General features: G+C 73.5%; 9 protein-coding genes. 2 read left to right on the plus strand and 7 right to left on the minus strand.

The window, feature by feature from the left end; all coding sequences use genetic code 11:
* Positions 1-29 precede the first annotated feature (29 nt).
* The 5 genes from E1193_RS23210 to ftsY form a co-directional block, all read right to left on the minus strand.
* Positions 30-2,303 (minus strand): [protein-PII] uridylyltransferase, encoded by a 2,274-nt coding sequence (locus tag E1193_RS23210; protein ID WP_132185311.1) that lies wholly within the window; start codon positions 2,301-2,303, stop codon positions 30-32.
* Between the two features lie 45 nt (positions 2,304-2,348).
* On the minus strand, positions 2,349-2,687 hold the full coding sequence (locus E1193_RS23215; protein WP_207914370.1) for a P-II family nitrogen regulator: 339 nt from the start codon (positions 2,685-2,687) through the stop codon (positions 2,349-2,351).
* A 25-nt stretch (positions 2,688-2,712) separates the two neighbouring features.
* Positions 2,713-4,086: an ammonium transporter gene (locus tag E1193_RS23220; RefSeq protein WP_132185304.1), complete on the minus strand. Its 1,374-nt coding sequence runs from the start codon at positions 4,084-4,086 to the stop codon at positions 2,713-2,715.
* A 231-nt stretch (positions 4,087-4,317) separates the two neighbouring features.
* Entirely contained in the window at positions 4,318-5,181 is an 864-nt protein-coding gene (locus E1193_RS23225) for an aminoglycoside phosphotransferase family protein (protein ID WP_165945808.1), read from the minus strand.
* 7 nt (positions 5,182-5,188) lie between these two features.
* Positions 5,189-6,370, minus strand: a complete 1,182-nt coding sequence (ftsY, locus tag E1193_RS23230) for a signal recognition particle-docking protein FtsY (protein ID WP_132185306.1) — start codon at positions 6,368-6,370, stop codon at positions 5,189-5,191.
* 153 nt (positions 6,371-6,523) lie between these two features.
* On the opposite strand from ftsY, the gene E1193_RS23235 reads away from it, so the two are divergent.
* The gene (locus tag E1193_RS23235; protein ID WP_132185307.1) at positions 6,524-8,236 is read left to right on the plus strand and encodes an alkaline phosphatase D family protein; all 1,713 of its coding nucleotides are present in this window, start codon (positions 6,524-6,526) and stop codon (positions 8,234-8,236) included.
* A 79-nt stretch (positions 8,237-8,315) separates the two neighbouring features.
* Positions 8,316-8,846, plus strand: coding sequence for a DinB family protein (locus tag E1193_RS23240; RefSeq protein WP_132185308.1), 531 nt, complete (start codon positions 8,316-8,318; stop codon positions 8,844-8,846).
* A 91-nt stretch (positions 8,847-8,937) separates the two neighbouring features.
* On the opposite strand, the gene E1193_RS23245 is transcribed toward E1193_RS23240, so the two are convergent.
* Both E1193_RS23245 and smc read right to left on the minus strand, forming a co-directional pair.
* Positions 8,938-9,558: an HAD-IA family hydrolase gene (locus E1193_RS23245; protein WP_132185309.1), complete on the minus strand. Its 621-nt coding sequence runs from the start codon at positions 9,556-9,558 to the stop codon at positions 8,938-8,940.
* Positions 9,558-13,151 carry a chromosome segregation protein SMC gene (smc, locus tag E1193_RS23250; protein WP_132185310.1) on the minus strand — a complete coding sequence of 1,198 codons (3,594 nt, stop codon included), beginning with the start codon at positions 13,149-13,151 and terminating at the stop codon, positions 9,558-9,560. The genes E1193_RS23245 and smc overlap by 1 nt, the downstream gene beginning before the upstream one ends.
* Between the last annotated feature and the right edge of the window lie 85 nt (positions 13,152-13,236).

The following is a 13,236-nucleotide window of genomic DNA, read 5'->3' on the forward strand; positions in this document are numbered from 1 at the left end:
CCCCCGTGCTCCGGCCCGGCCACGACGCCTCAGACGGCGGCCAGCACGGCCGCTTCCAGCCGGGTCCGCTCGGCGTCCTCCGGCCAGCCGCCGACCAGATAGAACACGTCCACCACGTCGCCGCCCAGCGTGGAGATGCGGGCGGCGCGCACCTGGGCGCCGGCCTCGTCGAGGGCGCAGGTCACCCGGTAGAGCAGCCCGGCCGCGTCGGCGGCCCGCAGCTCCAGCAGCACCGCGTCGGTGGCCGCCTCCCGGTGCCAGACCACCCGGGGCGCGGCACCCGCGCCCCGGGCCGCGAGGGCCCGCCCGCGCAGCCGCTGGGTGACCGACACGTCCCCGTTGACCGCGCGGCGCAGGTCGGTGCTGAGCGCGATCGGGTCGGGCGCGAGGCCGTACCGCGGCTGCACCCGGCACTCGACCAGGGCCCGGCCGTCGACGGTGGTGGCGTCCGCGGCGAGCACCTCCAGCCGGTGCAGGGCCAGGCAACCGGCCACCGTCGCGAGCAGGCCCCGCCGGTCGGCAGCGGCCACCGACACCCGGCCCTCCGCCAGGTGCACGACGGGAAGCGGCCCCGCCACCAGCGCCGGATCCGGGGCCGGCGGCGGGGGCACCACGCCGGTGTCCAACGCGGTGCGCACCCGGCCGACCAGCTCGGCGACCAGCCGCCCCTTCCAGTCCGACCAGGCGGCCGGGCCGGTGGCCGCCGCGTCGGCCCGGACCAGGGCGTGCAGCAGGTCCAGGGTGGTGGTGTCGCCGACCTGCTCGGCGACACCGGCCACCGTCTTCGGGTCGGACAGGTCCCGCCGGGTGGCCACGTCGGGCAGCAGCAGGTGCAGCCGGACCAGCGTGCCGATCAGCGCCGCCTCCGCCGCCGGCAGACCGATCCGGCCGGCGACCGCCTCGGCGATCGGCGCGCCGACGGCACTGTGGTCGCCGGGAAGCCCCTTGCCGATGTCGTGCAGGAACGCCGCGAGCAGCAACAGGTCGGGCCGGTCCACGTCCCGGGTGTGCCGGCTCGCCTCGTACGCGGTCTCCACCAGGTGCCGGTCCAGGGTGAACCGGTGCACCGGGTTGTGCTGGGGCAGGCTGCGCATCCGGGTCCACTCGGGCAGCCAGCCGTCGATCAGCCCGTACCGGTCGCAGGTCTCCCACGCCGGCAGCAGGCCGGCACCGGCCCCGAGCAGGGTGGTCAGCGCGGCGCGGGCGGCCGGCGGCCACGGCGCCGGCAGCGGCGGGCAGTACGCGGCCAGCCACTCGCAGGTGGCCCGGGCGATCGGCAGCCGGGTGGTGGCCGCCGCCGCGGCGACCCGCAGGGACAGGCTCGGATCGGGGCGGGCGCCGATGGCGGTACGGGCGAGCACCAACTCACCGTCGTGCTCGACCACATCCCGGGCGACCGGCCGGCGCACCGGCCGGCCGTCCCCGCCCCGACGGCGGCCGGCGCGCAGCCGGTCGGCGGCCCGCCAGGCGTCGTCGAGGGCGTGGCTGACAGTCCGGGCATCCCCGGCGACCCGCCGCAGCAGCGCGTCGCCGTCGTGGACGACGACGCCGTCCGGACCGCCATCGGACGGGGAGCGGCGCAGACCGAGCAGTCGGGCCACCCCGTCGCGTTCCTGGGCGAGCAGCCGGTCGACCCGGCGGCCGACCTGCTCGTGCAGGGCGTCGCGGGTGTCCAGCAGGCGCAGGTGCGCGGCGTGGACGGCGGGGCGCAGCGCGTCGGTGACGCCGGCGGTGGCGATGGCGCGCAGGAGACCCACGTCACGCAGCCCGCCGGCCGCCTCCTTGAGGTCGCCCTCCAGCAGGAAGGCCAGCTCCCCGTGGGTCCGCCAGCGAGCCTCGGTGATCTCCCGCAGCGCGGGGAGCCGGCGGACGGCGGTACGCCGCCAGTGGTCGACGGCCGTGTGGGCCAGTTGGTCGGCGAGCGCCCGGTCACCGGCGACGAAACGCACGTCGAGCAGGGCCAGGGCCACCTTGACGTCGTCCTGGGCCACCGACAGCGCCTCGGCGAGGGTACGCACCGAGTGGTCCAGCCGCACCCCGGCGTCCCAGATCGGGTACCAGAGCGAGGCGGCGAGTTCGTCCACCCCGGGCACCCCGGTGTGCAGCAACACCAGATCGAGGTCGCCGTGCGGGGCGCACTGCCGCCGACCCAAACCGCCGACGGCGACCAGCGCGATCCCGTCCCGGGCGGGCAGCAGCGACCCGAGCCAGGCGTCGTACCCTTCCGCACGCCTGGCCCGGGCGGCTTCCCCGATGCCGCCGACCCCGTCGACCGGGGCGCACGCGTCGGTCGGTGCGGGGATGTCCGACGCGGTGCTCCTGGTCGACGGGGTCACGGCAGCGATTCCCTACAGCGCGTCGAGGCCGCGCTCGCCGGTACGTACCCGGACGACCTCCTCGACCCCGGTCACCCAGACCTTGCCGTCGCCGATCTTGCCGGTCCGGGCCGCGGTGACGATGGCGTCCACGATCTTGTCGACGTCCATCTCGTCGGTGAGCACCTCGACCCGGATCTTGGGCAGGAACTCGACCGTGTACTCGGCACCCCGGTAGACCTCGGTGTGCCCCTTCTGCCGCCCGTACCCCTGGACCTCGCTGACGGTCAGGCCGGCCACGCCCAGGGCGTGCAGGGCCTCCTTCACCGCGTCCAGCTGGTACGGCTTGATGACCGCGGTCACCAGCTTCATGTCCAAGCCCTCCATTCCAGGAACGTTAACCGGCGACTTTCTCGTCCACCGGCCCGGTCGCCGGCGTGGGGACCTCCCCGGAGGCCGACTTCGTGCCGACCGGGGTGATCCCGGCCATCGCGAAGGCACCGCTCGAGCCGCCCGTGGTCGGCGACAGGTCGTAGCCGCTCTCCGCGTGCTCGCTGAGGTCGATGCCGTTGACCTCGTCCTCGGCCGAGACCCGGAAGCCGATCGTCTTGTCGATGGCGAAGCCGAGCGCGAAGGCCACCACGAACGAGTACGCCGTGACGATCAGGGCGCTCAGGGCCTGCACCCCGAGCTGGGTGACGCCGCCGCCGTAGAAGAGGCCCTCCCTCTCGACCAGCGAGCTGACCGAGCTGGTGCCGAAGAGACCGATCCAGAGGCAGCCGATCCAGCCACCGACGAAGTGCACGCCGACCACGTCGAGGGAGTCGTCGTAGCCGAGCTTGTACTTCAGGCCGACGGCCAGGGCACAGACCGCGCCGGCGACCAGGCCGAGCAGGACCGCCGCCCACGGGGCGACGAAGGCGCAGGCCGGGGTGATCGCGACCAGACCGGCGATCGCGCCGGAGGACGCGCCGACCAGGGTCGGCTTGCCGTCGCGGACCTTCTCCACGAACAGCCAGCCGAGCACCGCGGCGGCGGTGCAGACCTGGGTGTTGAGGAACGCGATGCCGGTGGTCAGGTCTGCGGTCAGCTCCGAGCCGGCGTTGAAACCGAACCAGCCGAACCAGAGCAGACCGGTGCCGAGGGCGACCATCGGCACGTTGTGCGGCTTCATGGTCTCGCGGGGCCAGCCGAGCCGCTTGCCGAGCACGATCACCAGTGCCAGAGCGGCGGCACCGGCGTTGATGTGCACCGCCGTTCCACCGGCGAAGTCCAGCGCGCCGAGGCCGGCGCCGATGAAGCCACCGCCCCAGACCCAGTGGGCCACCGGGAAGTAGACCAGGGTCGCCCAGCCGAAGGCGAACAGCAGCCAGCCGGAGAACTTGGCCCGGTCCGAGATCGCGCCGCTGATCAGCGCGACCGTGATGATCGCGAACATCATCTGGAAGGCCAGGAACACGTAGAGCGGGATGCCCGTCTCGCCCCACAGATCGGTCTCGGCCATGAAGGTCTTCGTACCGAGGTACTGACCCACGTCGCCGATCACACCACCCTTGTCGTCACCGAAGGCGACGGAAAAGCCGTACAAGAGCCAGAGAATACTGACGAGCCCGATCGAGGAGAAGCTCATCATCATCATGTTGAGCACGCCCTTGGACCGGTTCAGACCGCCGTAGAACAGCGCCAGACCCGGTGTCATGAGCAGCACGATCGCGCTCGATACCAACAACCAGGCGGTGTTGCCGGTATCGATCGTCGGTGCTTCAGGCACGCTGGCCTCCTAAATTGAGTTTGCCCTCCTTCGCGGCTTCCGGGGCAGCGTCGCCCGTACGCCGGTTGCGCGGAAGCTTGGCCGCCGCCTGTTTCCTTCACCGACACGGCTCGATTTCCGGCACGTGACGGCTTGTTTCCGGCATGTGAAGAACCGCGATCATCAGCCGGGAAACCCGGACATGAAGGGTCGTTACACGGGAAATGGCAACTCTTGGCCAGTTTGTCCGATTCAGTAGAGGGCGCGCTCGAGGGTGTGCCGTTCGTAGTCGAGCAGGCGCAGGTCGCGCATCGGGCGCCGCAGGTGACCCTTGTGCACGATCCGGACGAACGCCGGCTCGCCGGCCGCCGCCATCCGGCGGATGCCCTCCACGTGGTCCACGATCCGCTTGCGGATCGTCCGGATCAGCCGGTGCCGGTCGCGCGGGATCAACCCGTACGCGTCGGCGAACAGGCGCAGCCGACGCGGCCGGTCGGGGCGCTTCCAACCGAGGGTGATCGAGTCCCGGTCGGAGAAGATCGGCACCCAGGTCCAGGCGGCGTACGCCACGTCGTAGATCCGGGCGCCCGGCGAGGCCAGGTCGAAGTCGATCAGCCCGAGGGTGCCGTCCGGCCGCCAGATCACGTTGTGCGGGGCGGCGTCGTGGTGGCAGATCACCTCGGTGTCCGGCGGGGGCGGGCCGAAAGAACGCCAGACCGCTCCCGGTGGCGGCGCGAAACCGTACTGGGCGTCGTGGAACATCCGCAGCATGGTGGCCACGGTCACCAGCGCCTCGTCGGTGACCCAGTGCGGAGCCAACGGGTATTCCCCGCACTCCCCCTCCAGGTACGACAGGACCTCGCGGTTGCGCTCGTCCATGCCCAGCGCGCGAGGCGCGCCGCTGAACCCGACGTACTCCAGATGACGCAGCAGGGCGTGCACCGCGGGCGTCCAGGGGCCGGCGTTGCGACGGACCGTGTCGCCGACCCGCACCACGGTGCTCACGTTCCCGCCGTGCAGCGGGATCTCCTGCGAGGTCACGTACGGTCTCCCCAGGCGCGGACCGGAGTGGCGGGGGTCGCGCCAGCCGGCGAACGCGCGATCGTCGTTCGTCACCGCGAGGTTACGCGTCCCGGGCGAGCGGCTCGGTCCCGAGCAGCGCGTCGACGAACTGCGCCGGATCGAACGGGGCCAGGTCGTCCGCGCCCTCGCCGAGGCCGACCAGTTTGACGGGGATGCCGAGCTTGCGCTGCACGGCGATCACGATGCCGCCCTTCGCGGTGCCGTCGAGCTTGGTCAGCACCACGCCGGTCACGTTGACCACCTCGGTGAAGACCCGGGCCTGTTCCAGGCCGTTCTGCCCGGTGGTGGCGTCGAGGACGAGCAGCGTCTCGTCGATCGGGCCGTGCTTCTCCACCACCCGCTTGACCTTGCCCAGCTCGTCCATCAGGCCGATCTTGTTCTGTAGCCGGCCGGCGGTGTCGATCAGCACCGTGTCGGTGCCGGCGTCGATGCCCCGGCGGACCGCGTCGAAGGCGACGCTGGCCGGGTCGGCGCCCTCCGGGCCGCGCACGGTCTGCGCGCCCACCCGGCCGGCCCAGGTCTCCAGCTGGTCGGCGGCGGCGGCCCGGAAGGTGTCGGCCGCGCCGAGGGTTACGGTACGGCCGTCGGCGACCAGCACCCGCGCGATCTTGCCGCAGGTGGTGGTCTTGCCGGCCCCGTTCACGCCGACCACCAGCAGCACCGCCGGCATGCCCTCCTTCGGGGTGGTCCGCAGCGACCGGTCCAGGCTCGGGTCGAGGGCGTTGACCAGCTCGGCGGCGAGCAGCGCGCGCAGCTCGGTGGCGGACCGGGTGCCGAGCACCCGGGTGCGCTCGCGGAGCCGGTCGACGATCTCCCGGGTGGCGTCGATGCCGACATCGGCGGTGATCAGGCTGTCCTCGATCTCCTCCCAGGCGTCCTCGTCGAGGTGGTCGCGGCTGAGCAGGCCGAGCAGGCCCTTGCCGAAGGCGTTCTGCGAGCGGGACAACCGGGAGCGCAGCCGTACCAGGCGGCCGGCGGTCGGCTCGGGAACCTCCAGCGGGGGCGCCTCGACCACCGGCGGCTCGACCAGGATGCCGGTGGAGAGTTCGGACTCGGGTGCCTCGACGGGGGGCCCGGCCAGGTCCTCCTCGGCCCGGGTGTCGACCGCGGTCTCCGGCAGCGGCGGCTCGGGGCGCCGGCGCAGCCGGGGCACCACCAGGCTGAGGGCGCCGAGAATCAGCACACCGAGCAGGGCGAGTGCGACGAGGAGGTATTCCGTCATGCCGAAATCCTGTCAGATGCCGGCGACGGCGTCTCATCGACCGCACCCCCGCGCCGCCCGACACACGCGGCAGTAGGCTCGCCCACAGCCAGCAGTGGTGTGATCGCCGGCGGGGTAGTAAAGATGAAGTCCGCTCATCCCGGAGGTCCCGCCATGCCCGCCGCGCACCTGCTCATCGGACCTCTGCTGAGGCGGGTGGTCGGCACCCGCGCCACCGTCTGGGTGGAGACCAGCGGGCCCGCGGTGGTCACCGTCCGCACGGCCGGCGGGGCCGCCGGCTCCGCACCGACCTTCTCCGCGTACGACCACCACTACGCGCTCGTCGTGGTGGCCGGGCTCACCCCGGGCAGCGCCAGCTCCTACCAGGTGCTCATCGACGACGAGGTCGCCTGGCCGGCACCGGGCGCCGACCTCCCGCCCAGCGTGATCCGGACCAGGGCCGCCGACGACCGGGACCAGCCGGTGCGGCTGCTCTTCGGATCCTGCCGGGAGACCACCCAGCACGCCACCGCCCGCCGGCTGCCCCCGGACGCGCTCGACGCGTACGCCCGGCGGTTGATGTCCGCCCCGGACCCGGCGGGCCTGCCCGACCTGCTGGTGCTCCTCGGCGACCAGGTCTACGCCGACGTGACCTCCCCCACGGTGCGCCGGTTGCTGCGACGACGCCGGCGGCGGCCGAGGGGCGCCCCGGCCACCCAGGTGGTCAGCTTCGACGAGTACACGAAGCTCTACCTGGAATCGTGGCGCGACCCGGAGATCCGCTGGCTCCTCTCCACCGTGCCGAGCGTGATGATCTTCGACGACCACGAGATCATCGACGACTGGAACACCTCGGCGTCGTGGCGGGCGGACATGCGGGCGCAGCCGTGGTGGGCGGAGCGGATCCGCAGCGGCCTGATCTCGTACTGGGTCTACCAGCACCTGGGCAACCTCGCCCCGGACGAGATCGCCGAGGACCCGCTGTACGCCAAGGTGACGGCCGCCGAGGACGCCACCGAGGTGCTGCGCGAGTTCGGCGAACGGGTCGACCGGGAGGCCGACGAGGCGCACGACACCGCGCGCTGGCGGGCCGTGCAGTACCAGTGGAGTTACGCCCTCGACCTGGGGCGGACCCGCCTGGTGGTGCTGGACAACCGGTGCAGCCGGGTGCTCGAACCGGGCAGCCGGGCGATGCTGCCGGCCGGCGAGTGGTCCTGGTTCCTGGACCGGGCGCACGGCGTCTACGACCACCTGGTGGTCGGCGCGTCACTGCCCTGGCTGCTGCCGCCGGCCATCCACCACGTGGAGGCGTGGAACGAGCGCCTGGCCGACTCCGGCCGGCCCTGGGTGGCGACGCTGTCCGAACGGATCCGCCGGGCCTGGGACCTGGAGCACTGGGCGGCGTTCCGCCGGTCGTTCGACGCGCTGGGCGCACTCTTCGCCCGGCTGGGCAGCGGCGCGGCGGCGACGCCCGGGGACCGGGTCGGGGCGGGGCCGGCGTACCCGGCGCCCGCCTCGATCAGCGTGCTCTCCGGCGACGTGCACCACTCGTACGTGGCGCGGGCCCGGTTCGACGACCCCGCGGTGCGTACCCCGGTGCACCAGTTGACCTGCTCACCGATCCACAACCAGGTGCCAGCCGGCATGCGCCCGCTGATGAGGCTGGGCTGGTCCCGTGGCCCGGCCGGAGCCGCCCGGGCGCTGGCCCGCGCGGCCGGGGTGCGCCGGCCGGCGGTGCGGTGGCGGAAGCTGGCCGGCCCGTACTTCGGCAACGCGGTGGCGACGCTGGCGCTCAGCGGACGATCGGCCGAGGTGACCATCGAGGGCACCACCGCCGACGGGCAACTGCGCCCGGTGATGCACCACCGGCTGAACGGCACCGGCTGAACGGGGCGACGACAACTCCTCCCCGCCCGGCCCTGACCCGGGTCATCCGTTGTCGGGGGGTCCGGCGAGGATGGCCGGCATGACCTGGAGAGCACCGGGAACCACCCGGACCAAGGAACCGTACGTCGCCGACGAACGCACCATGCTGGAGGGCTGGCTCGACTACCACCGCGACACCCTGCTGCTCAAGTGCGCGGGGCTGACTGCGGAGCAGTTGAAGACGCCGAGCGTGGAGCCCTCCGGGCTGACCCTGCTCGGGCTGGTGCGGCACATGGCGGACGTGGAGCGCTGGTGGTTCCGGATCCGGGCCGCAGGGCAGGACATCACCGGCATCTACGGCACGGACGAGGACCCGGACGCCGACTTCAACGCCGTCGCCGACGCCGACGCGGAGGCTGACTTCGCCACCTTCGCCGCCGAGGTCGAGGCTGCCCGCAAGGCCGTCGCCGACGTCTCGCTGGAGCGCACCTTCCTGCGTCACCGTCGCGACGGCAGCGCCGACACCTTCAACGTCCGCTGGGTCTACCTCCACATGATCGAGGAGTACGCCCGGCACAACGGGCACGCCGACCTGATCCGGGAACGCCTCGACGGCGTCACCGGCGACTGACCACCACGGGCCGGGCCACACCCCGGGACGCGGCCCGTGGTGCTCTCCCCGACGGGGACCCCCGCGATCGGCCGCCTCCCCCGCGTCCGGCTCAGTACGCCAGGGCCTTGCGCAGGTAGTACAGGTCGTCGGGGCCGGACCAGCGCAGCGCCGACAGCCCGGCGGCCCGCGCGCCCCGGATCGCCCGGTCCTCGTCGTCGACGAAGAGCACCCGCGACGGCGCGGTCTCCAGCGCCGCGCAGGCGGCCTGGAAGTACTCCTTGGCCGGTTTGTGCACGCCGACGACCGAGGAGTTGACCACCACGTCCAGCTCACCGGCCAGGCCCAGCGCGGCCAGGTCGGCGTCGAGCAGGTCGGTCGCGTTGGTGCCCAGGCCCACCGTGATCCCGGCGGCCCGCGCCTCGCGGACGAAGGCCAGCACTACCGGGTCGACCTCACCCCGGTAGCGCTGCCAGTCCTCGACCGCGGCACGCGCCCGGGCCGGGTCGCCCAGCGACGGGGTGAGCGCGTCGGCGACGCTGGTCATCCACTCGGCGTGGCTGACCCGGCCGGTCAGCACCGGCTGGAGCCGCCCCCACTGCATGGCGATCTCGCCAAGCACCCCCGCCGGGAGGCCGTACGCCCGCTCGACCCCGGCGGCCACCGCCGGATCCCAGCGGCGCAGCACCCCGTCGAAGTCCATCAGGAGCGCCGTGGCGCGTTCCCGACCCACTAGTCGTTCTCCTGCCCGTCGTCGGCCCGGTTGAGCCGTTGGCTGATCACCTGGGTGACCCCGCTGCGCATGGTCACCCCGTAGAGCGCGTCGGCGATTTCCATCGTCCGTTTCTGGTGCGTGATGACGATCAGTTGACTCTTCTCCCGCAACTGTGCCAGCAGGGTGATCAACCGGCCCAGGTTGACGTCGTCCAGCGCCGCCTCGACCTCGTCCATGATGTAGAACGGGCTGGGCCGGGCCCGGAAGATCGCCACCAGCATCGCCACCGCGGTCAGCGACCGCTCGCCGCCGGAGAGCAGCGACAGTCGCTTGATCTTCTTGCCCGGGGGCCGCGCCTCGACCTCGACGCCGGTGGTGAGCAGGTCGTCGGGGTCGGTGAGGACCAGCCGGCCCTCGCCGCCGGGGAAGAGCACGGTGAAGACCTGCTCGAACTCCCGGGCGGTGTCGGCGAACGCGCTGGCGAAGACCTCCAGGATCCGGTCGTCGACGTCCTTGACCACGGTGAGCAGGTCCCTACGGGTGGCCTTGAGGTCCTCCAACTGTTCGGAGAGGAACTTGTAGCGTTCCTCCAGCGCGGCGAACTCCTCCAGCGCGAGCGGGTTGACCTTGCCGAGCAGGGCCAGTTCCCGTTCCGCCTTGGCCGCCCGTTTCTCCTGCACCGGCCGCTCGTAGCGGACCGGCTCGGGCACCGGCAAACCGTCGCGCTCGGCGGCGGCGACGTCCGCCTGGGTGGGCGGCACAGGCTGGGTGGGGCCGTACTCGGCGACCAGGGTCTCCACGTCGAGACCGAAGTCCTCGGCCGCCTTCGCCTCCAGCTGCTCGATGCGCAGCCGCTGCTCGGCGCGGGCCACCTCGTCCCGGTGCACCTGGCTGGTGAGCCGTTCCAGCTCCGCGCCGAGGCGCTTGGCCGCGCCGCGTACCTCGGACAGCTCGGCCTCGCGGGCGGCGCGTTCGCGCGCCACGGCGTCGCGGTGCTCCTCGGCCGCCGCGATCGACCCGGTCAGTCGGGTGAGCGCCTCCCGGGCACCGCCGACCACCGCCCGGGCGATCTGGGCCCCCCGGGTACGGGCCGCCCGCCTGGCGGCGGCGCGTTCGCGCGCGGCCCGCTCGGCGGCGGCCTGTCGGGCCAGCGAGTCGGCCCGGCCGGCGATGGACGCGACCCGCTCCTCGGCGGTTCGCACCGCCAGCCGGACCTCCATCTCGTTCTGCCGGGCCCGGGGCACCATCGCGGCGAGCTGGTCCCGCTCCTCGGTGGAGGGCTCGGCGTCGGTCGGGGTGGCCTCAGCCAGCCGCAGCCGCTCCTCCAGCTCGGCCAGGGCGGCCAGGTCGCGTTCCCGGGCAGCCTCGGCGCGGGCCCGGGACTCACCGAGCCGGTCGGTCTCCGCCTTCGCCGACCGGGCGGCGGCCCCGAGTTCGGCGAGCCGGCGGGCGGCGGCATTGCGGTGGCTCTCCGCCTCCCGCTTCGCGGCGGAGGCGTGCTGCACCGCCTCCTTGGCGGCGGCCACCTCGGCGCGGGCCTCGGCCAGTTGCTCACGCAGCTCGGCGCTGGTGTGCTCGGCGGTGGCCCGGTTGTTTCGGGCCTCCTCCACGGCGGCCTGCACCTCGATGTAGCTGGGGGCCTTCGCCGACCCGCCGGCCGCCGCGTACGCCCCGACCACGTCACCGTCCGGGGTGACCGCGCGCAGCTCGGCATTGCCGGCGACCAGCTCCGCGGCGGCGGCGAGGTCGTCGACGAGCACCACGTCCCGCAGCGCGCGGTGCACCGCCGGACGGATCTCGGCGGCGCACTCGACCAGGTCGGGAGCCCAACGGGCGTGCTCGGGCAGCTTCGGGCGCAGCGCGTCGGCGGGCCCGTCCATGCCGGGGCCGGCGGCGCTGCCGACCAGCAGGCCGGCCCGGCCGGCGTCGGAGATCTTCAGCAGCCGCATCGCCTCGACGGCCTCGTCCACCCCGGTGACCGCGACCGCGTCGGCGAGCCCGCCGAGCGCGGCGGCGAGCGCCGCCTCGTGGCCGGGGGCGACGGTGAGCAGCCCGGCCAGGCTGCCCAGCAGGCCGGGCACCTCGCCGGCGCGGGCGAGCAACGCGCCGGCGCCGTCCTTGCGGCGCAGGCCGAGGGCGAGCGCCTCCTCGCGAGCCTTCCAGGTGGCGGCGTCCTTCTCGGCGGCACGCTCGGCGTCGGCGAGGGCGCGCACGGCGGCCTGGGCGCGCTCCTGGACGGCGACCGCCTCGGCGTGCCGCTCGTCGAGTTCGGCGTTGTCCCGGTCGGCCTCGGTGGACTGCTCCGCCACCGCGTCCAGGTCGGCCTGGGCCTTCTCGGCGCGGGCGCGGGCGTCGGCGTGCGCGGCGGCGAGCCGTTCGATCTCCTCCCCGGCGCTGGTGGTGCGGGCCCGGGCGGAGTTGACCTGGCCGGTGAGCCGGGCCAGCCCCTCCCGCCGGTCGGCGATGGCCTTGGCGGCGGCGACCAGTTCCCGTTCGGCGGCGTCGAGTTGGCGTTCCAACTCCTGCCGTTGCTCGACCGCCTCGGCCAGCCGGATCTGGTCCTCGGTCAGCGCCGCGCGCAGGTCGTCCTCCTGTTCGCGGACCCGCTGCGACTCGGCCTCCAGCTGGTCGGGGTCACGGCCGAGGCGCTCGTCGTCGGGCGTGGCGCTGAGATGACGCAGCCGTTCCCGGGCGAGCTGCTCGATGGAGCGGAACCGCTCCTGAAGGGCGGAGAGCTTGTACCAGGTGTCCTGGGCGGCGGCGAGCAGCGGCGCGTCCTCGGCGAGGGCGGCCTCCAGTTCGCCGAGCCGGGCCTGGACCTCGACGTGCTCCGCCTCGACCTGCTCGCGCCGCTCGCGCAGCGCGGTCTCGTCGGCGATCTCCCTGTCCAGGGTGGTCCGCAGGGTGTGCAGGTCGTCGGCGAGCAGCCGCAGCCGGGCGTCGCGCAGGTTGGCCTGGATGGCCGCGGCGCGGCGGGCCACCTCGGCCTGCCGGCCCAGCGGCTTGAGTTGCCGGCGCAGCTCGGCGGTGAGGTCGGTGAGCCGGTTGAGGTTGGTCTGCATCGCGTCGAGCTTCCGCAGCGCCTTTTCCTTGCGCTTGCGGTGCTTGAGGACGCCGGCCGCCTCCTCGATGAACGCCCGGCGGTCCTCCGGCTTGGCGTGCAGCATGCCGTCGAGCCGGCCCTGCCCGACGATGATGTGCATCTCCCGGCCGATGCCGGAGTCCGACAGCAGCTCCTGGATGTCGAGCAGGCGACAGGAATCGCCGTTGATCTCGTACTCGCTCTCGCCGGAGCGGAACATCCGGCGGGTGATGGAGACCTCGGTGTAGTCGATGGGCAGCGCGCCGTCGGTGTTGTCGATGGTGAGGGTGACCTCGGCCCGGCCCAGCGGCGCCCGCCCGGCGGTGCCGGCGAAGATGACGTCCTCCATCTTGCCGCCACGCAGCGCCTTGGCGCCCTGCTCGCCGAGCACCCAGGCGATGGCGTCGACGACGTTGGACTTGCCGGAGCCGTTCGGGCCGACCACGCAGGTGATCCCGGGCTCCAGCTTCAGCGTCGTCGCGGAGGCGAAGGACTTGAACCCCTTCACCGTCAGGCTCTTGAGATGCACCTTCTCGATCCTCGTCCGGTGGCCGCCGTACCGTCGCGGGCTGCGCGGACCTGGTGAACCCGCAGACTAACCCCTTGGTGGCGGC

It is taken from the genome of Micromonospora sp. KC606, from assembly GCF_004348675.1.
In the GTDB taxonomy this organism is placed as follows: domain Bacteria; phylum Actinomycetota; class Actinomycetes; order Mycobacteriales; family Micromonosporaceae; genus Micromonospora.